This window comes from Mesorhizobium sp. IMUNJ 23033 (assembly GCF_044778005.1).
GTDB classification, from domain to species: Bacteria; Pseudomonadota; Alphaproteobacteria; order Rhizobiales; family Rhizobiaceae; genus Mesorhizobium; species Mesorhizobium amorphae_A.
The window spans coordinates 16,062-39,110 of record NZ_JBJACT010000045.1 but is presented as its reverse complement, the minus strand read 5'-3'; the positions used below and the strand labels follow the sequence as shown (position 1 = coordinate 39,110).

Genomic DNA, 23,049 nt, shown 5'->3' with positions numbered 1-23,049 from the left:
GGATCGAAGCGGCCAGCACCGTGGCGGTGGTGGTGCCGTCACCGGCAAGGTCGTTGGTCTTCGAGGCCACTTCGCGCACCATTTGCGCGCCCATGTTCTCGAACTTGTCGGAAAGCTCGATTTCCTTGGCCACCGTCACGCCGTCCTTGGTGATGCGCGGCGCGCCATAGGCCTTGTCGATGATGACATTGCGGCCCTTGGGGCCGAGCGTCACTTTGACAGCGTTGTTGAGGAGCTCGACGCCGCGCAGCATGCGGTCGCGGGCATCGGTGGAGAATTTGATTTCCTTGGCAGACATGATTGTTCATCCCGTTCGAAAATTGGAGTGGGCGGTTTGCCGTGAAGCCAGCCCGGTCAGGCGGCCTTCTTGGAAGCCGCGGTTTTCTCGACGTCCATCCCGCTCTTGTCGATGACGCCCATGATGTCGGCCTCCTTCATGATCAGAAGGTCCTCGCCGTCGATCTTGACCTCGGTTCCCGACCATTTGCCGAACAGGATGAAGTCGCCGGCTTTGACATCGGGCACGATCAGCGCGCCGCTTTCGTCGCGTGCGCCCGGGCCGACGGCGATCACTTCGCCTTCCTGCGGTTTTTCCTTGGCATTGTCGGGAATGATGATGCCGCCCTTGGATTTGGTGTCGCCTTCGGCGCGGCGAATGACGACGCGGTCGTGGAGTGGCCGGAATTTCATGGGAAACTTCTTTCTGGGGCCGGCATAGGCGGCCGCTACCCCTGATATAGGCGCGTTGGCACTCGATAGATAGGAGTGCCAGAATTAATTCTCGCGCCAAAATTAATTCTCGCGAATGTCCAAGAAATCGCAGAAAATCATTCGCATTGGAGGAAAACTTTCTGCCGCCGTGATTTTCGCGGACGCTGATTTGTTATTTCAAAGGAGAAATAAAAGGGCGCCGCGACCTTGTTTGCAACTCAATTGAGGCGCATATGTAAAGCTCGTTGATTTGGTCGAGTTGGCTTTGTGTCAGAGCCCCGCCATTCACCACCGAATTCTCGAAAACGAGTGCATGCGCCGGTCCGGCGCACATTTCGTTCCGTTCGGACCCTGGAATGAAACCGACGCTGACCACGGATGTACTGGCAGCGTCGGGCATCGTCCCGGCGGTTCGAGTGGGAATGATACGGAAAGGCGCAGGCGCGCGTTTCCGCGGAAAGCCGCAATTCATGACCAGCCGCACCACACTATCAGTCGTTCGCTTCAGGTCGGCGTTTTCGCTGCCCGGCTTCGATGCGCCGCAACCACCCGGAGAGTATCGCGTCGATCATGACGAGGAAGCCCTCGAAGGGGCTTCCCTGATCGCATGGCGCCGCGTCGCCACCTTCATTCACCTGCCGGCGATCTCCGCCAGCGGAGCCACGCGACAGATGGTGCCGATCGAACCGGCATCGCTCGAAGCCGCACTGGAGCAGGACCAGAGACAATGATGAGAACCACCACCCTGATGCAACGCAACGCACGCCCGGTCCGCCGCGAAGCCGCAACGCATCTCTTTGCCGTCGGACTGGCTGTCCGGCTGAAGGGCGGCTTCGGCACGTTTCCAAAGACCGCGGAAATCTACCGCATCACGGCCACGCTGCCGCCGAGGGGAGACTCGCTGCAATACCGCATCCGCAGCGACGGCGAACTTCATGAACGGGTGGCGACGCAGGACAGTCTCGAACCGGTCGACACGTCGCCCGGTGACACCATAACGCTCATCGAAAGGACGTTCGACCATGTCAAAGGGACAAAAACGCTCGAGCCGGGAGATCAGGAAGCCGAAGCAGGAAAAGGTCCTGCCCAAAGCTGAAAGCGTGTTCGGCACCCAGACCAGGCTTGCCGCCAACATCAGTGCCCCGCGCGGCAAGGGCAAGAACTGACGCGGCGAGACGGGCGATGAAGATCCTGATCGAGTTCTATCGCACCCGGGAAGCGGACGATGCGCATGCCCTGATCGGCCGCGAGACCGTGGAAGCGGCCGACCTCGACGATGCGATCGAAATCGCCAGGCTTCTGGCCAAGACCCTGAACATGCCGCAGCGGCCGGACGCCATGACGATCGCCGACGCGAATGGCGCGGCGCTCTATTCGGGCGCTCTCGCCACGCAAGCGGTCAATGAGGAAAGGCCAGCATCATGAATGCCCGCAACACCGAAACCGATCGGCAGCGCAATGCCGCCGCGCTTCGGATCTGGGAAAACGAGGGTGGCGCGCCGGGACGCGACTTCACGAATCGTCAATATGGCCGCCGCGTCGAAGCGGATCGTTCCTGGACCGTCTATCACGTCTTCACCGGTATTCCGGCGCATGAGGACGGCGTTGCCATGACCGGACTCAACCGGTCGGATGCGACGCGCAGCATGTTGTCCCTCAACCAGCGCAATGCCGAGCGCCGCAGGGCGCGGGTTGCCGCGCCGCCAATTGTCCCGCACGAGACAGCAGCGGGCCAGTCATGACGCTCTCGTTTCCCAACCCCAGCCGCAGCTTTGACGAAACCCGCAACGCCGTCCGCTTCAGTGGCCATGACGGCATGTTCGAAGTGCGCTTCTTCGTCGAGATCGAGGCGCTGGCAAAATCCGACAGCGCCTTGGCCGGGACAGCGGCGTCGGAAACAAAATACCTGTCAGCCTTCGACACCTTGCGATCATCCATCCACAAGGTTGCCGGTAAAGCCTATTCCCGCGACCGCCGCAGTTCCTACACCTTGACTGCCGCCGATTTCCGGTAGGCATGGCACCGTATCAGGAACGTTCTGGTCGTTCAGCGACAACCTCTTTGCCCCTCGACGTGAACTTCGGCGTCTCCTACGATGCCGATCCGCACAAGGTCAGCGAACTGGCGATAGAGGCCGCGATCAGCGTCGGCCGGGTCGAGGCCGACCGGAGGCCGGTCTGCTGGCTGACTGACTTCGGCGACTCCTCGCTGAACTTCGTCCTGCGCTTCTGGATCCCCGACCCCCAGCAAGGCTGACCAACGCGCGCGGCAAGGTGCTGCTGCGCTGTGGGACACATTCAAGGCAAACGGCATAAGCATCCCTATCCGCATCGCGAGATCATCATGAAAGAGGTGGGCGGGCGCTGAGGGTGCGGGCGCGGTGTTCACGGCCAAGCGGCGGCAGGGACGTCAGGATCGTCGGAGCCGACGGCCTGCCGCCGGTGGCATCGAGGCAGTGGCCAGGGCGGTTGGGCGGCGACCCAATGACTGCTTCGCGCCCACGTCGGTCATTCCGACTGGCTTGACCGCCTACCACAAGCACCACAAGCGGACATTGCTGATGCCACGCTGAGGTCGCGGTTGCGCCAGGTTTAGAACGGGTCGATCAGGTGTTCCGCTAGTCTGCTCCGTCCTTTCTTGCTCGCTCAATGAATTTCCCGGCGACCGCTTTGCCGAGTGCGACACCGGCCTGGTTGTCCATCTCGTAGTGGATGCCGGCCCAGATACGGGAATCTCCGGCCTCTTTGCCCACCTTGCGGATGAAGTCAGCATGGCTGGGAAACAGGTACGCAAGGACCTCGCATCGGGCAGTTGAAAGAGTGGAATGGTTGGACGGATAGCTGGGAAAAGGCGGCACCGCGAACAGAGGAGTGATGCTCGGGTCAAGCATGTTCGGGCGCAAGTACCAATATGCGAACTTACCGTCGTTGCTTGCAATGAACGCGTCGAAATGGATTGCTGCGAGCATCGCGTAAGCCCGCGCGGCACGCGGCGGGTTCGAATCTGTCTTGTCCTCGAACATCCACTTGCTGGCATAATCATACCAGTCGGTGAACAGGCCGGATGGGCTCTGCCAATAGAACGCTTTGTAGTTGTTAGGGAATTTTCGCTCAAATTGTCGGACAGCATCCGTCTCGGCCTTTACCGCCTCGGAATGGCAGTCAGGTGGGGCCGGTGGCCTGAATTCATCGGCTGATGCCAACACGATCGGTTTCCAGTTGGGCATCGTTGCATTGCCTGGTTTCTCCCCGACCCACTTGCATGGCCCGGTCGGGACCGTGCCGGTCCAGACTGCGTCGGAGCCATCGGCCTTTGCCCGCGCAATCACCTGTTCAGCCACCCGTCGGCCCAGTTCAAGCCCGGCTGAAGAGTCACTGGGGAACTGAACACCGGCAAGGACACGCGACTGCGCCGCTTCTTCGGCCATTGCTTGGAACGACGACGCCTCGTCCGGAAAGAAATAAGAAAGAACCGTCGCGGCGGCTCCGGCGGCTGCGGCATGCTCCGATGGATAGGAGGGACTCCGCGGCGTAGGCAGCACAACCGACAGTGCCGCATCCGCCTCGCTCGGGCGCGGGCGATTGTAGAAGTACTTCGACTCCCACGCGGCAATGGTGGCGTCGTAGATCGCCATCGTCAAATAGGTATAGACGCGGTGTGCGTTGGGAATCTGCTTGCCTTCGAGAATGCGGTCGTTGACCAGGTCGATCCATCGATAGCCAGGCGAGCCGGCATCCCAGAACGCGATCTTCGCGGCGACCTGCGCATCGTTCTTTGCGATAATATCGCGGAGCTGCTCCAGCTCGGCTGTGGAAGTATCCGGTGGGGGCGGAACTCGGAAGTCCTCGCCCGACGTGATCACCCACGTCTTCCATGTTCCAGCCTTTGGCTCTATCAGATCCGATTGGGCGAAAGCGAAGTTCCCTGACAAAAGGACCACTGCGCAAGCCTTGCATAGGGCGCTAAGCATGTTTGGCCTCCCATGGTTGGTCCCCGGCCCAAAGACGGACGCTTTTCTGGTTTTTACAGCTGCTCCGTCCTAATTTTAGCGATCGCTGATCATAGCGCCGGACACTGCCGGGCAAAAGGGTCAAATATGCGAACAGGGCAGCGTTGTTGGTGACCGCCTTCTTTCTGACTTGAGGCCCGATAGCCGCTGTGACAGCGTCGGCCGGGTCGAGGCCGACCTGCGGCCGGCCTGCTGGCTGACCGACTCCGGCGGTTCCTCGCTGAACTTCGTCCTGCGCTTCTGGATCCACCAGCAAGGCCTGACCAACGTGCGCGGCAAGGTGCTGCTGGCGCTGTGGGACACATTCAAGGCAAACGGCATAAGCATCCCCTATCCGCACCGCGAGATCATCATGAAGGAGGTGGGCGGGCGCTGAGGGTGCGGGGGCGGTGCGAGCCGCCAAGGGGGCAAAGGGCTTCAAGATCATCGGCACCGACGGCCTGCCGGGCCCGGCCGGCGGCATCGAGGCGGTGGCCAAGGGCGGCTGGGCGGGGACCTTCACCTACCCGACCGGCGCCAAGGAAGCGATCGAGATGTCCAAGAAGATCCTGCTCGACTGCGCCACCTCGGTGGAGCCGACAGTGACGGTGGGCACCACGGCGATCACGGCCGAGAATGCCAAGCAGCTGATGGGGAAGTGAGGGGGAAGCAGCGCCCCAGCACTGAGGTTGATACGCAAGGCCCCGGAAGGGGCCTTGTTTTTGGAGACCGCGAAGATAGGCGTCGGACCCGAGCAGCCACGGACTTCTATGGCCATCTCATCGGTATCGGCGGAGCCGCGAATCTGTGTTAAGCCGCCGCTCAACCAACCAAAGGACGACACAGGTGAGCGAACCGACTGTGGCCCAGGCGACCGAAAGCATCTATGCCTCGCTGCGGGCCGACAATGCCGACATCGACGCGCATATCGCGACGCTCAAGGCGGCGCTGGCACGAGAAGGGATGAAACAGGCGGTGTTCGATCCGACCAAATTGGTGCAGAACAACCGCGCGGGCCGCAAGTTGATGCAGGCCTATTTTCGGCAGCGCGGCGTGAGCGTGACGTTTTCGGATTAGCAGAGCTGCGCCCGTCACGGGCTCGCGCGGCCGGCCGCCTTGCTCGTCAGCGTCAATCACACGTTTCCGCAGCCTCAAGCGCTTCGGCACGGGAAGGTTTGTGCAAATCCGCGATCCGTCGAACGGAAGCGTAGAACCTGGGATAGTCGCCGGAGCACAGATCGAACAAACGAAGGAACGCCGGAACCTGTTCGCCGTAGACAGCAGTCGCGGCGAGCTTGGCGTTGTTGATCGCGGCGCTGAACCAGGCGTTGTATCCCCGGTATCCGGCCCATCGCTTGTCGCGCAATTGCCGGTAGCGCGTCCGCAGCCTGTCGATCTCGGCTGCTTTGGCAGCGGCCATCTGCTCCGGGGGACGGGGACTTTCATAGACCTGCCTTAACTCGTCCCGGGTTTTCGACACCAGTCCGAGAAAATCCGCCCTGCGCTTGCGATCGATTTCGTAACTGCGCAATCCGGCGCGATCGCCAACTGCGCGGAGCCATTTCCTTACGCCGGTGGTTTCGACGGCAACCGCGAAAGCCTCGTTGAATGCGGAGTCGTCATCCACATAGATGCGCTGATGCGCCAGTTCGTGAAAGATGAGGCTCGCGAGATAGGTGTCGTCCTGACGGAGCATGGTGCTTAGCAGCGGGTCACTGGACCAGCCCAGCGTGGAATATGCGGTGATGCCCGTGACATAGACGTCTAGCCCCTCTCTATGAAGCTCGACAGCGCTCTCAGTCGCGGATTTCCGAGAAAAGTAACCCCGGTACGGAACGCAGCCGAAGACCGGAAAGCACCATGTTCGTGGCGTCAGGGAGAATTCCGGCGCGGCAAAAACGGCCCAGGTCACAGCGTCCCGACCGACGTCGACATAGCTGCGGTAGCTGTTGTTGTCGGGCAGTGCCAGTTCATCTGTCGCAAACCGGCGTATGGCGCTCGCCGACGTCAACTTGGCGCGCAATGCCTTTGGCGTCGAAGGACCACGGATCAGTTTTCCAACATTTTCGCGCGCCGCCATAATCTGCACATGGCCCCCCAGCGACTGCGCGTAGTAGGAAATGCTTGTGCAACCGGTCGCCACGGACGCCATGATGACAGCGGCAAGCATTCGAAGAACGCGCCTCACTGTTTGCCCACCCCTCGCTCGTCTCCCTATGCAGCAAATGTCTCGATCCCCCGCTCTCAAACAGGCGCACGAATTTTCGTCAAGGTCTGCGGGCGACAGCGGGGCGGAATTTCGACTTTGGCAGGATTGGCAAATGCGGCCATTCGCCTACGATTGACGGAAGTCCACCGCAGGGCGGAGTCGGCGAGATACGGACTGCGGCGTGCCGCCGCCGGGCGCTTACGCTGCGTTTAGCTCCGTCCTGTAAGGATTTTGCAATCCGGGGGGCGCACGCGAATGCTGGACAATTACGAGCTGGACCGGTTTGGCGTGATCCACCAGATCGACGCCACGCCGATCACATACGACAAGCAATACATCTCCTATTACGAGGACTTGAGTGACCGGACCATCAAGCTCGGCTATCAGCGGCTTGGCTGGGTGCTGGGGATTACGGGCGAGATACCGCGGTCGGTGCTGGAGATTGGCTATGGCACCGGCACATTCGTCGAAGCCGCCAAAATTACCGGGGTTGCCGACTGCGCCGGCTGCGACATCACCAAGTTTCCGCTGCCCGAGGGTGTGCGCTTTGTCGATTGGGAGGAGGCGCTTGCCAGCTCCTGGGATCTCGTCGCCATGTTCGACGTGCTCGAGCACATTCCGGATCTGGGTTTCCTCGCCCGCCTTCAGGCCCGCCATTTGGCCATCGCCGTCCCTTGCTGCCGCTGGCGTGAGCTCGGCGCCGATGGCGACGCGTGGTTCCGGACGTGGCGGATGCGTCTGCCCAACGAGCATTTGCACCATTTCGACCGTGACTCGCTGGTGGCACTGCTCGCGCATCACGGTTTTGAGTGCGTGACGCTGAATGGATTCGAGGACGGGATCAGGCTGCGGCCGGGCGAAGCGGGTCCCAACATTCTGTCCGGCTTTTTCAGAAAGCTATAGGCCGGTTTCCTCCACGGCTGCGGTCAGGCCGTTCGGAAGAGGGGGCTCCGTTCCCGGTCAACCGCGCCAGCGCATCCACAATCAAATCGCAGAACTTGCGATGGTCGAGCTTGATCGACGGCGTCAAGGATAACGCCGAGATTCAGGCCGAGCAGGCGGCCGGCTGGGTGCCGGGCAAAGCCGCCTTTGCCGCCATGCTGCAGGCGCGCCCGGCGCGCCTGAACGCGGGCGGATTTATGGCGTGGTCGTGAACCCGCACTGCTTCTGTTCCATCTCGATCTGCTTCGTGATGCGGATGGCGTTCTGTGCGTAGGCCTCCGTCACGGTGCCGCTGTTCACCGTCTTGTCCTTCAGCGGACTGACGGCTGCGCAGAGGTGGAAAACATGCTCCGTCTCGGACTTCGCGGCTCCGTTTTCCGGCGCGATCCAGTACACGACATCCTGACCAGCGGGGTGTGCCGGATCCTTCGTCGCCGCAGCCACCGCGGCGGAGTCGGTGGCGATCGCCTGCGCCTGGGCGGCAACCTCGGGCGAACAGGCTGTGGTCGGCTGCCCCGCCTTGATCTGGGCCGCGCAGGTGTTCATGTCCTGGGTGTACTGCTCGACCGATGGGGGTTGGAAGCTGACCCCGATCACCGTCGCGAGCACGGCCAGCACAGCGCCGACGCCGCCGGCAACCTTCTTGCTCTTCGGATCCATGTTCTTGTCGGTGAAGATCAGGAGAACCAGCGGCAGGAAGGCAATCAGCGTGATGATCGCGCCGAGCTGGTTCTGGACGAAGAACCTGAACGTCTCGGATGCGCGGGCTGGGTCGTGCCTGTTGGCCGCCTTCCAAAGCAAGTTGCCGGCGATGGCGAAAATGGCGATCCCGACCAGAATGCCGATCAGCAGCGGCAGGTTTCCCTGGTCGAACTTGTGCCGGTAGAGCAAAACAATTCCGGCGATCTCGCCGCCAATGGCAACGATCCACGAGAGCGCGGCGAACAGGCGGAGGCGGGTGGCGCTGGACTTCTGGCCCTGCGTTGCTTGCCAATCCTTGGTAACGTCTGTAGTCGGCTTGTTGTCGGTCATGACCAGGTCCCCCGGTATCGACACTTTTGCAGGACGGCGTCAAATCGAAAAGCGCCCGGCGCAGCGTCATTGAACGAACGTCTTCGTCGCCTGCCTTGGCGACGAAACCGCCACAGCAGACCATATCCCCATCCTTATTGCGCATGAATGGATTCGTCCACACCCACGGCGGCAGGCGCCGATGGCGACGCCGGGTTCCGGACGTGGCGCATGCGTCTTTTGGAAAACTATAGGCCGGTTTCCTCCGCGGTCAGGTCATGCGGAAGAGGGGGTCACACCTTGGCCTTCGTCAGCCTTTCCAGCGCATCCACAATCAAATCGCAAAACTTCGCATGGTCGAGCTTCATCGCCACGGCGTGGACGCTTATCGCCGGCTCGATTTCAAACCGACCGACTACCGTCTTTTCCGTAATGCTTGCATCTGATACCTTCGCTTGGGGGAGCTGTTCCTGCCATGCGCAGCGCTTTTTTTATCCTCATCCTATTGTTTACAGCTGTTTCAGCGGATGCGCTCGCAGATAGACGCGTCGCGCTGGTGATGGGCAATTCCGCGTATCAAAACGTACCCGGACTTCCTAACCCCAAGAACGATGCCAGTGACATGACCGCCAAATTGAAGGATTTGGGTTTCGAGGTAGTGACCGGTCTGGACCTCGACTTGGTCAGGATGCGTGGCACGGTACGTGAATTTATCAAGAAGCTCGATAGGGCCGACATTGCGTTGTTCTACTATTCCGGGCACGGCCTGCAGGTTAACGGCAACAATTACGTCGCACCTGTGGATGCGCACTTGTCGTCTTATGACGACCTCGATTTCGAAACCCTGCCGATGGACCTTGTTCTGGCGGCGATGGAGCGCAGTTCCAAGGTCAATCTTGTCTTCCTCGATGCCTGCCGGGACAACCCGCTCGCCGAGAATCTTGCCCGGTCGATGGGAACACGATCCGGTTCTGTGGGTCGGGGTCTAGCCAAGCTTGGCAGCGGTGTCGGTTCTCTCATCGCATTCGCAACGCAGCCGGGCAACGTGGCATTCGACGGGTCAGGTAGAAACTCTCCCTTCACAACTGCATTGCTCAGGCACCTTGGTACGCCAGGGCAGGATATCACCCGCGACCTCGTCCATGTGCGACGAGATGTGCTCGAAGCGACGTATGGCAAGCAAGTTCCATGGGACAATTCCTCGCTCACGGGCGATGTGGTGTTGAATCCTCTCCCGATTCAGGAGCCGAAGGCGGAATCCGCCCCCACGCCGGTACCCATCGGGCCCGACAATGCGATTGAGATCGCTTATTGGGAAACGATCAAGGACTCGGCGGACAAGAGCTTCTTTCAGGCGTACCTGCAGCAATATCCGAACGGCGCGTTTGCAGCCCTAGCTAAGTTAAAGATCGACGCCATAAACAGTCGTGTCGATGAGCAACGGCAGGCGACTGAAAGACAAAAGGCGGAACAAGATCGCGTGCAAGGCAGGCCTGTCGAAAAGTCTTCAGACGACGTCAAGACCGTCGCCAGGCTTGAACATCCCAATCCGGAAGTCCAAGCAGAGAGGTCTTCAGTAGAATCTGAGGGCTCCGGCGAACTTGCTCTTTCCACCCAGAGAGAATTATCCAGAATTGGGTGCCTTACTGGTCAGGTCGACGGGAGGTGGGGGGCCGCCAGCCAGAAAGCTTTGATCAACTATGCGAAGCAGCAAGGGATCAAGCTCGCGTCGGCCGAGCCGACGGGGGACCTACTAAAAAGGCTGAAAGCGATTCGGGCTAGGGTCTGCCCCCTTATTTGTGCTGACGGAATGGAGGCGCGAGAGGGTCGTTGCGAGGGTGCGCGTGCTGCCGGTTTAAATGCTTTCGACGGAAGATGGGCTTTGACGAGACGTGCCACCAATTCGTTGTGCGGGTGGCGGGAGCTTACAGCAGACGTATCGATCAAAAATGGCAGGATTTCTGCCCCATCATGGGAAGGAAAAATCGCGAGCGATGGCACCTTAAGGATAATACATCGCTTTGTTCACGAGGGGAAAAGAGAAAGCAACATTTTGAATGGAAAGATAAAAGGTAATAGCGGTAAGGGGAAATTCTACCACGTAGGAGGGCAGTGTGCGGGTATCCTTGAAATAAGAAAAATGTAAACTACACAGCAAGAATTAATTGTCTCGTGTCCATAAGAGCTTATTGGCGTTGTGCCGCTTCCATTCGACACGGTAGCTCTGGCTCCGGATCCGGCAAGCCCATCCTTGCATGCGGTAGCCCCATCCCTCCCCATCCCATGCACCTCTTGACGTCCCCTCCATCCCGCATGTCCAATACGTCCCATCAGGGAGGATCCCGGTGGAGATCGCCACGGCCGATCAGGTCTTTCACTTCGGCGGCTACACGCTCGACCTCGGCAAGGGCACGCTGCGCCATGCCGACGGGCCGGCGTTCCTGCGGCCGAAAGCCTATGCGGTGCTGACGCTTTTGGCCCGGCATATGGGCCGGGTCGTGCCCAAATCGGAGATCATGGATGCGGTGTGGCCGGGCGTCTACGTCACCGAGGATTCGCTGACGCAGTCGGTCCGCGAGATCCGCAAGGTGCTGGGCGACGACCTCGTGCGCACCGTGTCGAAGCGCGGCTATATGCTGGCGGCCGAGGTCGAGCCGGCGCCCGAGATCGGTTCGCAGCCGATCGTGGCGGTGCTGCGCTTTCGCAACGAGGGTGGCAACCCGGCCGACGATCCGATCGTCGACGGCTTTGCCGAGGATATCATCAACGGCCTGGCGCGCTTCGGCACGGTCACGGTGCTGGCCCGCAATTCCAGCTTCTCCTTCGCCTCCTATGCGCGCTCGGAGTGGCCGCAGATCCGCTCGCGCATCGGCGCCGACTATCTGGTCGAAGGCTCGGTGCGCCGGCAGGGCGATCAGATCCTGGCCGCCGTCAATCTTGTCGACGCGGCCAATGCCAGCCAGCTCTGGGGCGACCGCTACCAGGCCGCCGACAGCGGCTTTTCCGCCATCCAGCAGGATATCGTCGAGGAGATCGTCGGGCGCCTGGCAAGGCGGGTCACCAATGCCGGCCTGCAGCAGGCGTCGCGCAAACCGGTCACCAGCCTTGCCGCCTATGAGCTGGTGCTGCGCGGCGTGGCCCTGGTGCGCGACCCCGCCCAGACCGACATCGAAGGCGCGAGAGCCTTCTTCGAGGCGGCCGTCGCCAAGGACCCGGCCTATGGGCTCGCCCATATCTATGTCGGCCTGACCTGCGCGCTGAAGGGCGAATTCGAAGAGTCCAGCCATGCCGATCTGGTCGAGGCGCGCGAGCATGTCGCCAGGGGGCTGGCGCTGTCGCCCGACCAGGCGACGGGACACCGCATCCAGTCGCTGGTGCGTCTCTACATGCGCGAGCACGATGCGGCCGAGCATCATTTGCGGACCGCGCTCGAGCTCAATCCCTGCGATGCCGACAGCATCGAGCAGATGGGCCTTGTGCTGACCATGCGCGGGCGCCCGTTCGAGGCGCTGGGCTGGCTGGCGCGCTCCATCCGCATCGATCCGATGATCCCGCACTGGTATCAGTTCGACCGCTCGCTGGCGCTCTACATGATGGGCGACTACAAGCCGGCAGCCGAGGCGCTGGAGCTGGCGACACGGCCGACGCCGTGGATCAGGACGCGGCTAGCCGCCTGCTACGCCCAACTCGGCGCAATGGACGAAGCGCGCCGGCAGGCCGCCCTCATCAACGAGGACGACCCCGGTTTCTCGCCGATCGACTATGCGACCAAGGCCATGCCGTTCGAGAGCCCGGCCGACGCCGCTCATCTGGCCGACGGCATCCGGCTGGCGCTTGGCGAGCAGGCGGGTCAATCGACGACCACGACGATATAGCGCCCCTGATAGGCCCGGTAGTAGGTGCCGCCGCAACGCCAGACGGCAAACCCATTGACCTTGGTGCGGACGCAGCCGGTGGGTAACGTGGCGACCCAGGCGGTGGTGTGCCTCAGCACGCGCCATGTGGTGTTGCGCCGCGCGACGCCGGCAGCACTTCGCGGCGTCCAGGGCTGGCCGACTCGGGCCTCGGCCGCGCCGACCAGCGACAGGACCGGCACCGTGCTGCCGATGATCTCGACGGCCGCGAGGCCGATTGCGGCCGCCGCGGCGATCGAGCGGAATTTCTTGATGGATTTCGTAGGCATTTTCTCTCTCCTGATGGTTTTCGAGGTCTAGCGGGATGGCACGGCGAGCCGGGCAGCGCCCGCCAATGCCGCGAGATGGGCGACCACGAACAGGAAATGTGCCGCGGTCGTCGCGTAGCCGACGGCAAGCACGTCGGCGGCGATGAAGAACTGCCAGAACAGAAGGTTTGCGGTTCCGAGCAGCAAATGGACGGCAGCCAGCAAGGCATGCCAGTTGCGCGAATAGGCGACCCGCCACATCGTCACCCCGATGATCAGGGCCAAGCCGTGCGCCTCGATGAAGCCGATGCCGGTGCCGGGTGCATTGGCGAGCAGCGTGGCCTCGGCGCCGACACCGAAGAAGGAGCCGGCGATGTCGGTGGCCAGGCCGCCTGCCGATGCAAGGATCAGGAAGCCGGCGTTGACGCGGATGAGAAGATTTCCAAATGCAGGGGACATTTGTTCAATTCCTTTGAGTTGAGTGGCGGGCAGGGGCCACGGCGGTCGCCCGCCGTGGGTTTGCCGGGATGCCGGCCGCTCAGGCGGCCAGCTTTTGCGGTTCGGCGAGGGCCTCGGCCGGCTCGGCGGTCGCGACGGTTTCCACCGGCGCCTTGATGCGGAACCAGGTGACGTAGAGCGTCGGCAGGAAGACCAGCGTCAGCGCGGTCGCCACCACCAGCCCGCCCATCACCGCATAGGCCATCGGCCCCCAGAACACGGTCGGCGCGATCGGGATCATGCCGAGGATGGCGGCGGCCGCCGTCAGCAGGATCGGCCGCAGCCGGTGCTCGGTGGCGCTGATCACCGCCGCCCACGGCTCCTCGCCGCCGGCGATATGCTCGTCGATCTGCGAGATCAGGATGACCGAGTTGCGGATCACCATGCCGATCAGCGACATCACGCCGAGGATGGCGACGAAGCCCATCGGTGCGCCCGAGATCAGCAGGGCGCCGGCCACGCCGATCAGCGCCAGCGGTGCCGTCAGCAGCACCAGGAACAGGCGCTGGATGCTCATCAGCTGCACCATCAGCACCGTCATCATGATGAACAGCATCAGCGGGAACACCACGAAGATCGAGGCCTGCGCCTTGGCGCTGTCTTCCATCACACCGCCAAGGGCGACATCGTAGCCGGCCGGCAGGTTGGCCTCGAAGGCGGTGATCGGGCTCTCGAGCTGCTTCACCACCGCCGTGGCATCCGCCCCTGGCACCACGTCGGCCTGGACGGTGACCGTCGGCAGGCGGCCGCGGCGCCAGATCAGCGGCGGCTCGGTCTGGTAGGACAGCGTCGCCACCTGTTCGATCGGCACACGCTGTCCGCCGGCAGCGCTGATCGTCAGCGTGCGCAGCGTGTCGATGCTGGCCCGCTCCTCCGGGATGGCCCGCGCCACGACATCGATCAGCCAGGTCCGATCGCGCATCTGCGTGATCCTGGAGCCGGACAGCACCGAGTTGATGGTGTCGGACAGTTGCTGCGAGGAGATGCCCAGCGCCCGCGCCCGGTCCTGGTCGACCTCGACCTTGATGACCTTGGCCGGCTCGTTCCAGTCGTAGTTGATGTTACGCACGCTGGCGTTCTCGCCGATCACTTGCGCGAAGCGCTGCGCGATGTCGCGGGTCTGTTCGGCGTCGGGTCCGCTGACGCGGAACTTCAGCGGCCAGCCGACCGGCGGTCCGAGTTCGAGCGGCGTGACGCGGCTCATGACGTCATCGAAGCCGGTCGACAGCGCCTTTTCCAGCCGCTCGATGACCGCCTGCCTGACGGCATGGCCCTTGGTGACGACCACCGCCTGGGCGAAGAAGTCGTTGGCGAGCTGAGCGTCGAGCGGCAGGTAGAAGCGCACCGCGCCCTGGCCGACATAGAAGCTCCAATGGTCGATGTCGGGATCGGCCTTGAGCAGCGTCTCGACGCGCTCGACGGTCGCCTGCGTTGCCTGCAGCGAGGCGGTGCGCGGCAGCGTCAGGTCGACCATCACTTCCGGCCGGTCCGACTTGGGGAAGAACTCCTGCGGCACCAGGCCCATGGCCAGCACCGACAGCGCGAACAATCCCGCCGTGCCGCCCAGCACCACCCACTTCATGCGCATTGCGAGGTCGAGCATGGCGCGGAAGCCGCGCGAGAAGCGCGAAGTGCCATGGCCGCCATGGCCCTTGAGACGCTCGGGCAGGATCGCCACGCCGGTGAGCGGCGTGAACAGCACCGCGACCACCCACGACACGACCAGCGCGATGCCGACCACCGCAAACAGCGAGAAGCAATATTCGCCGGCGCCGCTCTGGGCAAAGCCGACCGGCACGAAGCCGGCGATGGTGACCAGCGTTCCGGTCAGCATCGGGAAGGCGGTCGACGTGTAGGCATAGGTGGCGGCCGTGATCTTGTCGTGCCCTTCCTCCATCTTCGAGATCATCATCTCGACCGCGATCATGGCATCGTCGACCAGGAGGCCGAGCGCGATGATCAGCGCGCCGAGCGAGATGCGCTGCAGCGAGATGCCGAAATACTGCATCGCGACGAAAGTGATGGCGAGCACCAGCGGGATGGCGACGGCCACCACGATGCCGGGCCGCCAGCCGAGCGCCAGGAAGGAAACGGCGAGCACGATGGCGATCGCCTCGCAGAGGCTCTTGGTGAATTCGCCGACGGATTCTTCCACCACATGCGACTGATCCGCGACCAGCCGCAAATCGACGCCGGCCGGCAATTCACGCTGCATCTCGGCGACCTTGTCCTTGACGTGCTCGCCAAGCGCCAGCGCATCGCCGCCCGATGTCATCGCGATCGCAATGCCGATCGCCGGCTCGCCGTTGAAGCGGAACTGCGGCTGCGCCGGGTCGGAATAGCTGCGCTTGACCTCGGCAACATCGCCCAGGCGGAAGTAGTGACCGTTGGCATAGAAATTGATCGCCTTCAGGCTTTCCTCGGAGGTGAACTCGCCGGTGACGCGGATGGCGATGCGCTCGGGGCCGGCATCGACCGTGCCGCTCGGCGTCAGCGCGTTCTGCGCCTGCAGCGCCTGCGACAGCGAGCCGACATCGAGGCCAAGCGCTGCGACCTTCTGCGTCGAGAATTCCAGATAGATCTTCTCGTCCTGCTGGCCGACCAGATCGACCTTGGCGACATCCGGCACACGCAGGAAGTCGGCGCGCAGGCCGCTTGCCAGATCCTTCAGCTGGCGATGGCTCAAGCCATCCGAACTGAGCGCGTAGATCAGCGAATAGGTGTCGCCGAACTCGTCATTGTAGAACGGGCCCTGGACGCCCGACGGCATGGTCGACTTGATGTCGTCCATCTTCTTGCGGACCTGGTACCAGAGCGGCTGCACCTCGGCGGCGCCGACCGTGTCCTTCAGATTGACGAACACCACGGATTCGCCGGGCTTGGTGTAGCTCTTGACGTAGTCGAGGTTGGGAAGCTCCTCGAGCTTCTTCTCGATGCGGTCGGTGACCTGCTCGACGGTGTCGTCGGTGTCGGCGCCGGGCCACATCGTCTTGATCACCATGGTCTTGATGGTGAAGGGCGGATCTTCCTCCCGCCCCAGCGAGGTGTAGGCCCAAAGCCCGGCAAGTGCTGCCACCACCATCAGATAAAGCACGAAGCTGCGGTGCCGGATGGCCCAGTCGGAGAGGTTGAAAGAGGTCATGGCTCTACTCCCTCAGCCGCAGCGCCTCCGCGCCACGAGCTGTCAAAAAACGATTGGTTGACGAAATGCCGGCCTCAGGCGGCCGACAGCATTCTCAGGTTTTTCGACCGGCTAGCGGCCACTTGCCGCGGTTTGATCGCCAGGGCGGCGACATAGCGTTCGAAGGCCTGCGGGTCCTGCGTGCCGGCGGCCAGCGCGACGTGGCCGTCGGGTCTGACGAGATAGGCGCCGTCGCACTGGAGACCCGCGACCTTCGCCCTGTCCGACCAGGCAAAGACGTGGACGGGAATACCGGTCGCGGCGAGCATCGCCTGGAACGCGGCATTCGCCTCGCCATAGACATGCACCTGCCAGTCGAGCAAATGCAGCGACTCGAAGTTGTCGCCGCTGGCCGTGGCGACATAGGGCAGGCGGTCGCCGCCGTGGATCGCGCCGGCCTTGCCACTGCTGATCGCGCTGGCACGATACTGGATCCGGGTCTGCGAGATCATGCCGAAAAAGGCACGCGATCCGGCAGCCGTCCCAAGAACCACGCGCAGGATCTTCGGCATCAGATAGCGGCGGAACAGGCCGACCAGCCGCGAGCGGCTGGTGGCGACACGGAACACCTTGTCCGTGCTATCGATCAGCAGCCTGGCAAAGGCGATGCGCTCCGGCTCGTAGCTGTCCAGCAGGCGCTTGTCGGCGCGGCCTTGCAGCACCGCCGCCAGCTTCCAGGCGAGGTTGACCGCATCGCCCATGCCGGTATTCATGCCCTGGCCGCCGGCTGGGCTGTGGATGTGGCCGGCGTCGCCGGCAAGGAACACGCGGCCGATGCGGAAGCGCTCGGCGACCCGGTGATGCACGCGATAGGTCGAGAACCAGTTCACCTTGTCCACCGCAATGCCGGTGTCGCGCTCGACATCGGCGCGGATCGCCTCGAAGGTGATCGTCTCGTTCGCTTCGTGCGCCTTCGGCACGACGCCGATCAGCCGCAGCGAGCCGGATTGCCTGACCGGCATGACGATGGCGAAGCCATAGGCGCTGACCGTGGTGTCCATGCCGTTAGGGGTCACCGCGCCGCTGCCATCGACGTCGGCGACGTAGAAGGACTGCTCATAGGTGCCGCCGGGAAAGCCGATGGCCAGCCCATGGCGCACGGCGCTCCGGGCGCCATCGCAGCCGACGAGATAGGCGGCACCGACGGTCTCGGTCGCGCCTTGCTTGTTCAAGGTGGCGACAACCGTGCCGCCCGTGTCCTCGAAGGCGACCAGTTCGGTGTTGCGCTCGACCCTGACACCGGCACGCTCGAGATGCGTGATCAGGATGCGTTCGTGAATGTCCTGCGGCAGCGCGAACGCAAAGGAGTATGGACTGACGCCCTGGCCGAAGTCGCTGAGCGGAAGCCTGGCGGCGACGCCGGCCGGCGTGCGCACGGTGAGCTGCTCGACCCTGACGCCGGCGGCGAGTATGTCGTCGACGATGCCGATCTGGCGGTGGAATTCCAGCGTGCGGGCCTGAACGGCCAACGCGCGCGAGGTTTCGCCCGGGCCTGCATCCTTGTCGAAAATACGCACCTGGACGCCGAGGCGGGTGAGCCACAGCGCAAGCGTCAGTCCGGTTGGCCCGGCGCCGGCAATCAGCACTTGAGTCTGCGAGGCACTCATCTGGTTACTCCTTCGGTGAGGCGAACCTTTTCGTGTTCGCGAAGCCGGTTGACGCCGGCGGTGACGACAATGTCGCCCTCGGCAAGGCCGTCGCTGACGACGACGCGGTCAGTCTCGTAGCGGGCAATGGCGACCGGCTTGAGTTCCACAGTCGAGGACGCGGCCACCACCCAGACGGCGGGCTTGCCGTCCTTGTCGAACAGCGCGCTTCCCGGCAGGACCACGACGGGGGCGCTCATCGTGTTGACGCGGCCGGCGACGCTGCTGCCGAAGCGCATTTCGTCGGGGGTGTCGCGCAGCGAGACCTTGACCTGGAAGGTGCGGGTCGCGACGTCGGCCACCGGTGCGACCTCGCGGATGGCGCCGATTGTCGCGATCGCCGGATTGCTCAGCAGCGAGACCTTGATTTCAAGGGGACGCCTTGCATTTCCGCCGGTCGAGAAGGCTGCCTCGGCGATGGAGAAGACGGCGTCGCGGGCCGCTGGATCGGCGACCCGCGCCACCATCTGCCCGGCGTTGACGACTTGGCCCGCTTCGGCGCCGGTCGCGGTCACCATGCCATCGAAATCGGCATGCAACTCGGTATAGGCGAGCTGGTCCCTGGCCATCTCGAAGCCGATCCTTGCCGATTCAAGCTTGGCCTCGGCCGATCGCAGGCTCTTCAGCGTTGCATCGTGATTGGCCCTTGTTGCAAAGCCCTTGGCGAGAAGTGCCCCGATGCGGGCCTCGGCGGCACTGGCTTCGACCAGAACGGCCTCGGCGGCGGCGACGTCGGCCTTGGCGCTGGCGAGGCGGTTGCGATAGTCCTGGTCTTCGATGCGGGCGAGGACATCGCCCTTCTTCACCATCTGGCCGACCTCTGCTGAGCGCTGCACGAGCTTGCCGGACAGCCGGAAGCCAAGATCGCTTTCGCGCTGCGGCCGGATCTCGCCGATGGCGATGCGCTCGTCGGCCTGCGGGGCAGGCTTCACCGCCATGGCCCGGACAAGCTTGGCTTCGGGCACGTGCGGTTCGACCGCCGCGGCCTCGCCCTTTGCGCCATACCAGACGACTGCGGCGGCGCAGGCAAGTGCTGCCAAGGATGCGGCGACGAGACGATGCTTTCCGCGCCTGTTGTGCAAGAGTGTCATGTTGTCTCCTTACCCGATGTTGCGGCCTGCGCCGGGCAAGGGCGCGTTAGCCGAAGATCCCATTGGCCGGAGAAGAACCGGGGCGATCATTAAGTTTGATCCCAGGGACCGGCGCCCGTCTTGACCAGCACGATCCTATTCGCCTTTTCGGGCCCTGAAATCCCGATCGGGTTCTGAAAGTTTTCCGATGTTTTGGCGCCAGCCCCCCAAGACGCCGGGCCTGTCGATATGCCTGGACATCGAGGGAAAGAGGAAACGTCGGCCGCTGGTGTTGACAGCATATGGCAGCGCTTGTTACGTAATGTTATTACATATGCAGCCTACCGAAGGCGAACCGATGCCTGCAATCAAAAAACCATTGCGGCGCGATCAGGGGAAACCTACGGTAGAAAAATGATGGTCCCCGAGCCGAAAGGCGAGGGGTGAAAAGGGAACACGGTGAGACCCGCTTTCGGGTCGAGGCCGTGGCTGCCCCCGCAACTGTAAGCGGCGAGCAACATCCGCAAATGCCACTGGCCGGCAAGGCTGGGAAGGCAGGATGAAGCCGAGACCCGCGAGCCAGGAGACCTGCCATCAGCACGAGTTGACCGGACGGGGTGTGCCGGGAGGAGACGTAGCCATCGGTCTGTCGTCCGATCGGCCCAGCTTCCTTCCGTCGCCAGTTTTGGAAAGTGACGGAAATTTGGAAGCCTCCATCCATCGCATCATCGTGTGCCCGCTTTGCCGCGATTCAACCGGGCTGGCTCGCATCCCCGCTTCGAGGCCGGGGCTGAGCCGATGATGCTGCTCGAAGCCCGCGACGTGAGCGCGACGGCGAATGGCCGCCGCCTGGTGAATGGGGTAAGCCTGTCGGTTGCGTCAGGCGATCGCCTGGCCATCATCGGTCCCAACGGCGCCGGCAAGACCACGCTTTTGCGCATGCTGTGCGGCGCGCTGCAGCCAAGCACCGGCGAGATGCGTCTGTCGGGGCGCCGTCTCGACCGGATCACGCCGGCCGAGCGGGCGCTCAACATGGCGGTCGTCGGCCAGACCGACCAGCCAGATCCGCTGCTCGCCTTGATCGACTATGTCGAGCTTGGCCGCGTCCCGCATGCCGGCATGAGGCGCCTGCGCGAAGATCGCGACATCGTCGTCGACGCGCTGCGCCGGACGGGGCTGCTGCCGCTGCTCGGCCGCAGCATCGGCTCGCTCTCCGGCGGCGAGCGTCAGCGCGCGCAACTGGCTAGAGCCTTCGCCCAGGAGCCAAAGATACTGTTCCTCGACGAGCCGACCAACCATCTGGATCCGCGCGCCCGCGGCGAGCTGCTCGAACTGGTCGCCGGCTTCGGCATGTGCGTGGTCGCGGTGCTGCACGATCTCGCGCTGGTGGCGCCCTTCGCCACCCGGGTCGCGGTGATGAACGACGCCCGGCTGCATGCGCTGGCGCCGCCGCGCGAGGCGCTGACCCAGCAGCTCATCCGCGACGTGTTCGGCATAGATGTCTTCCGCCTGCGCCATCCGACCGAAGACCGCGAACTCACCGTCTTCGACGTTCCCAACCGCGCCGCCTCGCCATCCTGAACGGACATTTCCTCAACCAAGGAGCCACCTCGTGAAACGCCTCGCCCTCTCTCTTGCCTTTTCGCTCGTCGCTTCGGTGGCCTTTGCCTTCCCGGTCACCGTCGACAGCTGCGGCAAGAAGCTCTCCTTCGATGGGCCGCCGAAGCGCGCCGTCATCCATGATCTCAACATGGCCGAGATGGCCTTCGCGCTGAAGCTGCAGCCATCGATCGTCGGCCTGACCGGCATCACCGGCTGGTACAAGGTCGGTCCCGAATTCAAGGCCGAGCAAGGCTCGATCCCCGAACTGGCGCCAAAGTATCCGACGCTGGAGAACCTCGTTGCCGTCGAGCCCGATTTCTTTTTCGCCGGCTGGTACTACGGCATGAAGCCGGGCGGCGAGGTGACGCCCGACACGCTCGCCCCGCACGGCATCAAGACGCTGGTGCTGACCGAAAGCTGCGTCCATCTCGACAAGGACCGTCCCGCCGCCTCGATGGACCTGCTCTACGGCGACGTCGAAAAGCTGGGCAAGATCTTCGGTAAGGAGGCTGAGGCCGACAAGCTTGTTTCGGGCTGGAAGGCGCAACTGGCAGCGATCATCGCCAAGGTCGGCAGCACCAAGGGCACGCGGGTGTTCCTCTACGATTCCGGCGAGGACAAGCCGTTCACCGCCGGCAAGTTCGCCGTACCGAACGCCATGATCACCGCTGCCGGCGGCGACAACGTCATGGCCGACATGGAGATGAGCTGGGGCACGACGGATTGGGAGACGGTGGCGGCGCGCAATCCGCAATTCCTCATCCTGCTCGATTACCAGGATGGCGGCGGCTACAAGAAATTGCTCGACTTCCTGAAGGCGCATCCGGCGATGAAGGAGACCGACGCGGTCAAGAACGAGCGCTTTGTAGCACTGCGCTATGCCGAACTGACACCAGGACCCGCCAACATCGAGGCGATCGGCAAGATCGCCAAAGCGATGCATCCGGAAGCATTTTGAGCTTGCGGCCGAAGTCCTTTCCTTTCGTGATGATAGCGGGCGCGGCACTAGTTGCCGCGCTCGCTTTGCTGTCGATCGCCTATGGCTCGACGGTGATCGCGCTGCCCGATGTCATCGGCGCCCTGGCGCATGCAGTCGGTCTCGACGCGCACGCCGTGTCCGGTCCGGTCGGCAAGATCGTCGTCGACCTCCGGCTGCCGCGCACACTGCTGGCGATCGCGATCGGCGCCGGGCTGGGTGTCGTCGGCGTATTGCTGCAGACAGTGACCCGCAACGATCTCGCCGATCCATTCCTGTTCGGTCTCTCCTCTGGCGCTGCCGCCGGCGCCGTCTCCGTCATCACCGTCTTCGGCGACAGTTTCGGCATCTGGACCCTGCCGGTCGCCGCCTTCACCGGCGGCATGCTGGCAGCCGCCGTGGTGCTGTTGCTGGTGTCGCGGGTCAAGGGACAGGGGCCTGAGCGGCTGATCCTTGCCGGGCTTGCTGTCTCCTTCATGTTCACCGCGCTCACCAACTATCTCGTTTTCGCGGGCGACCAGCGCGCCGCCCATTCGGTGCTGTTCTGGACGATGGGTGGGCTCGGTCTGGCGCGCTGGGACAATATCGGGCTGGCAGCACTTGGCGCCGGCATCATCCTTGCCTACGGGCTGTGGAACCACCGCCGGTTCGACGCCTTCCTCGCCGGTGAAAACGCCGCCGAAAGCCTCGGCGTGCCGGTGGCGCGCATGCGCCGCACGACCTTTTTCGTCGCCGCCCTGTCTACCGCGATCCTGGTCTCGGTCGCCGGCGTCATCGGCTTCGTCGGCCTGATGATCCCACATCTCTGCCGTCCATTGGCGGGACCGTTGCATCTGCGCCTGATCGCAAGCTCGGCGCTCTTCGGCGCGGTGCTGCTTTTGGCCAGCGATCTTCTCGCCCGCACGCTGCTGCCGCCGCAGGAACTGCCTATCGGCATCATCACCAGCTCGCTCGGCGCCTTCTTCGTCGTCACCATGCTGATCCGCAACCGCCTGTGACGGGATACCGGGCCACAAGCGATGGTCTCCGCTCTCGATCACGGCGTCGTGACCG

General features: G+C 63.3%; 24 protein-coding genes, 2 pseudogenes and 1 riboswitch. Of the genes and pseudogenes, 16 read left to right on the top strand and 10 right to left on the bottom strand.

Going from position 1 to position 23,049, the window contains the following annotated elements; translation table 11 throughout:
• Positions 1-298, bottom strand: a 298-nt coding sequence (locus ACFX5Q_RS31970) for a TCP-1/cpn60 chaperonin family protein (RefSeq protein WP_404284224.1), incomplete at its 3' end; no start/stop codon positions are given.
• A gap of 56 nt (positions 299-354) precedes the next feature.
• A complete protein-coding gene (locus tag ACFX5Q_RS31965; RefSeq protein WP_192179609.1) occupies positions 355-690 on the bottom strand; it encodes a co-chaperone GroES in 336 nt (111 codons plus the stop codon).
• 491 nt (positions 691-1,181) lie between these two features.
• On the opposite strand from ACFX5Q_RS31965, the gene ACFX5Q_RS31960 reads away from it, so the two are divergent.
• From ACFX5Q_RS31960 to ACFX5Q_RS31935, 6 genes and pseudogenes are all read left to right on the top strand, one after another.
• Entirely contained in the window at positions 1,182-1,442 is a 261-nt protein-coding gene (locus ACFX5Q_RS31960; RefSeq protein WP_404284223.1) for a hypothetical protein, read from the top strand.
• Complete coding sequence (locus ACFX5Q_RS31955) at positions 1,442-1,807, top strand: hypothetical protein (protein ID WP_404284221.1); 366 nt, start codon at positions 1,442-1,444, stop codon at positions 1,805-1,807. The genes ACFX5Q_RS31960 and ACFX5Q_RS31955 overlap by 1 nt, the downstream gene beginning before the upstream one ends.
• A gap of 86 nt (positions 1,808-1,893) precedes the next feature.
• Complete coding sequence (locus ACFX5Q_RS31950; RefSeq protein WP_404284220.1) at positions 1,894-2,136, top strand: hypothetical protein; 243 nt, start codon at positions 1,894-1,896, stop codon at positions 2,134-2,136.
• Positions 2,133-2,453: a hypothetical protein gene (locus ACFX5Q_RS31945; protein WP_404284219.1), complete on the top strand. Its 321-nt coding sequence runs from the start codon at positions 2,133-2,135 to the stop codon at positions 2,451-2,453. The genes ACFX5Q_RS31950 and ACFX5Q_RS31945 overlap by 4 nt, the downstream gene beginning before the upstream one ends.
• A complete protein-coding gene (locus tag ACFX5Q_RS31940) occupies positions 2,450-2,725 on the top strand; it encodes a DUF1488 domain-containing protein (protein ID WP_404284218.1) in 276 nt (91 codons plus the stop codon). Before ACFX5Q_RS31945 ends, ACFX5Q_RS31940 begins: the two co-directional genes overlap by 4 nt.
• A gap of 25 nt (positions 2,726-2,750) precedes the next feature.
• Positions 2,751-3,078, top strand: a pseudogene (locus tag ACFX5Q_RS31935) (mechanosensitive ion channel family protein); the annotation flags it as partial.
• A gap of 250 nt (positions 3,079-3,328) precedes the next feature.
• On the opposite strand, the gene ACFX5Q_RS31930 reads toward ACFX5Q_RS31935, so the two are convergent.
• Entirely contained in the window at positions 3,329-4,573 is a 1,245-nt protein-coding gene (locus ACFX5Q_RS31930) for a phosphatase PAP2 family protein (RefSeq protein WP_404284217.1), read from the bottom strand.
• Between the two features lie 301 nt (positions 4,574-4,874).
• On the opposite strand from ACFX5Q_RS31930, the pseudogene ACFX5Q_RS31925 reads away from it, so the two are divergent.
• From ACFX5Q_RS31925 to ACFX5Q_RS31915, 3 genes and pseudogenes are all read left to right on the top strand, one after another.
• A pseudogene (locus tag ACFX5Q_RS31925) lies at positions 4,875-5,096 on the top strand (mechanosensitive ion channel family protein); the annotation flags it as partial.
• Between the two features lie 13 nt (positions 5,097-5,109).
• Positions 5,110-5,361 (top strand): hypothetical protein, encoded by a 252-nt coding sequence (locus ACFX5Q_RS31920; RefSeq protein WP_404284216.1) that lies wholly within the window; start codon positions 5,110-5,112, stop codon positions 5,359-5,361.
• A gap of 184 nt (positions 5,362-5,545) precedes the next feature.
• Positions 5,546-5,776, top strand: a complete 231-nt coding sequence (locus ACFX5Q_RS31915) for a hypothetical protein (protein ID WP_404284215.1) — start codon at positions 5,546-5,548, stop codon at positions 5,774-5,776.
• A gap of 52 nt (positions 5,777-5,828) precedes the next feature.
• Here ACFX5Q_RS31915 and ACFX5Q_RS31910 read toward each other — a convergent pair whose 3' ends face one another.
• On the bottom strand, positions 5,829-6,869 hold the full coding sequence (locus ACFX5Q_RS31910; protein WP_404284213.1) for an aminopeptidase: 1,041 nt from the start codon (positions 6,867-6,869) through the stop codon (positions 5,829-5,831).
• Between the two features lie 294 nt (positions 6,870-7,163).
• Between ACFX5Q_RS31910 and ACFX5Q_RS31905 the strand changes: the two genes are divergently transcribed.
• Both ACFX5Q_RS31905 and ACFX5Q_RS31900 read left to right on the top strand, forming a co-directional pair.
• Positions 7,164-7,811 (top strand): class I SAM-dependent methyltransferase, encoded by a 648-nt coding sequence (locus ACFX5Q_RS31905; protein WP_404284212.1) that lies wholly within the window; start codon positions 7,164-7,166, stop codon positions 7,809-7,811.
• A 110-nt stretch (positions 7,812-7,921) separates the two neighbouring features.
• Positions 7,922-8,062, top strand: a complete 141-nt coding sequence (locus ACFX5Q_RS31900) for a hypothetical protein (protein WP_404284211.1) — start codon at positions 7,922-7,924, stop codon at positions 8,060-8,062.
• Here ACFX5Q_RS31900 and ACFX5Q_RS31895 read toward each other — a convergent pair.
• Positions 8,046-8,882, bottom strand: coding sequence for a hypothetical protein (locus tag ACFX5Q_RS31895; protein WP_404284209.1), 837 nt, complete (start codon positions 8,880-8,882; stop codon positions 8,046-8,048). The two genes, ACFX5Q_RS31900 and ACFX5Q_RS31895, sit on opposite strands and share 17 nt — an antisense overlap.
• A gap of 454 nt (positions 8,883-9,336) precedes the next feature.
• Here ACFX5Q_RS31895 and ACFX5Q_RS31890 point away from each other — a divergent pair, with 454 nt between their 5' ends.
• Together ACFX5Q_RS31890 and ACFX5Q_RS31885 are read left to right on the top strand one after the other, a co-directional pair.
• The gene (locus ACFX5Q_RS31890; protein WP_404284208.1) at positions 9,337-11,007 is read left to right on the top strand and encodes a caspase domain-containing protein; all 1,671 of its coding nucleotides are present in this window, start codon (positions 9,337-9,339) and stop codon (positions 11,005-11,007) included.
• Between the two features lie 199 nt (positions 11,008-11,206).
• Entirely contained in the window at positions 11,207-12,736 is a 1,530-nt protein-coding gene (locus ACFX5Q_RS31885) for a winged helix-turn-helix domain-containing tetratricopeptide repeat protein (protein ID WP_404284206.1), read from the top strand.
• Here ACFX5Q_RS31885 and ACFX5Q_RS31880 read toward each other — a convergent pair.
• The 5 genes from ACFX5Q_RS31880 to ACFX5Q_RS31860 form a co-directional block, all read right to left on the bottom strand.
• Positions 12,712-13,044: a hypothetical protein gene (locus ACFX5Q_RS31880; RefSeq protein WP_404284205.1), complete on the bottom strand. Its 333-nt coding sequence runs from the start codon at positions 13,042-13,044 to the stop codon at positions 12,712-12,714. The two genes, ACFX5Q_RS31885 and ACFX5Q_RS31880, sit on opposite strands and share 25 nt — an antisense overlap.
• A gap of 27 nt (positions 13,045-13,071) precedes the next feature.
• Complete coding sequence (locus ACFX5Q_RS31875) at positions 13,072-13,482, bottom strand: hypothetical protein (protein WP_404284204.1); 411 nt, start codon at positions 13,480-13,482, stop codon at positions 13,072-13,074.
• A 79-nt stretch (positions 13,483-13,561) separates the two neighbouring features.
• Complete coding sequence (locus tag ACFX5Q_RS31870; protein WP_404284202.1) at positions 13,562-16,663, bottom strand: efflux RND transporter permease subunit; 3,102 nt, start codon at positions 16,661-16,663, stop codon at positions 13,562-13,564.
• A 74-nt stretch (positions 16,664-16,737) separates the two neighbouring features.
• On the bottom strand, positions 16,738-18,309 hold the full coding sequence (locus tag ACFX5Q_RS31865) for an FAD-dependent monooxygenase (protein ID WP_404284201.1): 1,572 nt from the start codon (positions 18,307-18,309) through the stop codon (positions 16,738-16,740).
• Entirely contained in the window at positions 18,306-19,439 is a 1,134-nt protein-coding gene (locus ACFX5Q_RS31860; protein WP_404284200.1) for an efflux RND transporter periplasmic adaptor subunit, read from the bottom strand. Before ACFX5Q_RS31860 ends, ACFX5Q_RS31865 begins: the two co-directional genes overlap by 4 nt.
• A gap of 380 nt (positions 19,440-19,819) precedes the next feature.
• A riboswitch (cobalamin riboswitch) is annotated at positions 19,820-20,029 on the top strand.
• 187 nt (positions 20,030-20,216) lie between these two features.
• On the opposite strand from ACFX5Q_RS31860, the gene ACFX5Q_RS31855 reads away from it, so the two are divergent.
• From ACFX5Q_RS31855 to ACFX5Q_RS31845, 3 genes are read left to right on the top strand one after another with little or no spacing between them, the layout of a single operon-like run.
• A complete protein-coding gene (locus ACFX5Q_RS31855; protein WP_404284199.1) occupies positions 20,217-20,999 on the top strand; it encodes an ABC transporter ATP-binding protein in 783 nt (260 codons plus the stop codon).
• Positions 21,000-21,030: 31 nt separating this feature from the next.
• On the top strand, positions 21,031-21,978 hold the full coding sequence (locus tag ACFX5Q_RS31850) for an ABC transporter substrate-binding protein (protein WP_404284197.1): 948 nt from the start codon (positions 21,031-21,033) through the stop codon (positions 21,976-21,978).
• 29 nt (positions 21,979-22,007) lie between these two features.
• Positions 22,008-22,994: a FecCD family ABC transporter permease gene (locus ACFX5Q_RS31845; RefSeq protein WP_404284226.1), complete on the top strand. Its 987-nt coding sequence runs from the start codon at positions 22,008-22,010 to the stop codon at positions 22,992-22,994.
• Positions 22,995-23,049: the final 55 nt, after the last annotated feature.

Bases quoted from the DNA above. Each gene is read 5' to 3' on its own strand.
- ACFX5Q_RS31965 (WP_192179609.1), bottom strand. From the start codon at position 690: ATGAAATTCCGGCCACTCCACGACCGCGTCGTCATTCGCCGCGCCGAA.
- ACFX5Q_RS31960 (WP_404284223.1), top strand. From the start codon at position 1,182: ATGACCAGCCGCACCACACTATCAGTCGTTCGCTTCAGGTCGGCGTTT.
- ACFX5Q_RS31955 (WP_404284221.1), top strand. From the start codon at position 1,442: ATGAGAACCACCACCCTGATGCAACGCAACGCACGCCCGGTCCGCCGC.
- ACFX5Q_RS31950 (WP_404284220.1), top strand. From the start codon at position 1,894: ATGAAGATCCTGATCGAGTTCTATCGCACCCGGGAAGCGGACGATGCG.
- ACFX5Q_RS31945 (WP_404284219.1), top strand. From the start codon at position 2,133: ATGAATGCCCGCAACACCGAAACCGATCGGCAGCGCAATGCCGCCGCG.
- ACFX5Q_RS31940 (WP_404284218.1), top strand. From the start codon at position 2,450: ATGACGCTCTCGTTTCCCAACCCCAGCCGCAGCTTTGACGAAACCCGC.
- ACFX5Q_RS31910 (WP_404284213.1), bottom strand. From the start codon at position 6,869: ATGCTTGCCGCTGTCATCATGGCGTCCGTGGCGACCGGTTGCACAAGC.
- ACFX5Q_RS31905 (WP_404284212.1), top strand. From the start codon at position 7,164: ATGCTGGACAATTACGAGCTGGACCGGTTTGGCGTGATCCACCAGATC.
- ACFX5Q_RS31895 (WP_404284209.1), bottom strand. From the start codon at position 8,882: ATGACCGACAACAAGCCGACTACAGACGTTACCAAGGATTGGCAAGCA.
- ACFX5Q_RS31890 (WP_404284208.1), top strand. From the start codon at position 9,337: ATGCGCAGCGCTTTTTTTATCCTCATCCTATTGTTTACAGCTGTTTCA.
- ACFX5Q_RS31880 (WP_404284205.1), bottom strand. From the start codon at position 13,044: ATGCCTACGAAATCCATCAAGAAATTCCGCTCGATCGCCGCGGCGGCC.
- ACFX5Q_RS31875 (WP_404284204.1), bottom strand. From the start codon at position 13,482: ATGTCCCCTGCATTTGGAAATCTTCTCATCCGCGTCAACGCCGGCTTC.
- ACFX5Q_RS31870 (WP_404284202.1), bottom strand. From the start codon at position 16,663: ATGACCTCTTTCAACCTCTCCGACTGGGCCATCCGGCACCGCAGCTTC.
- ACFX5Q_RS31865 (WP_404284201.1), bottom strand. From the start codon at position 18,309: ATGAGTGCCTCGCAGACTCAAGTGCTGATTGCCGGCGCCGGGCCAACC.
- ACFX5Q_RS31860 (WP_404284200.1), bottom strand. From the start codon at position 19,439: ATGACACTCTTGCACAACAGGCGCGGAAAGCATCGTCTCGTCGCCGCA.
- ACFX5Q_RS31855 (WP_404284199.1), top strand. From the start codon at position 20,217: ATGATGCTGCTCGAAGCCCGCGACGTGAGCGCGACGGCGAATGGCCGC.
- ACFX5Q_RS31845 (WP_404284226.1), top strand. From the start codon at position 22,008: ATGATAGCGGGCGCGGCACTAGTTGCCGCGCTCGCTTTGCTGTCGATC.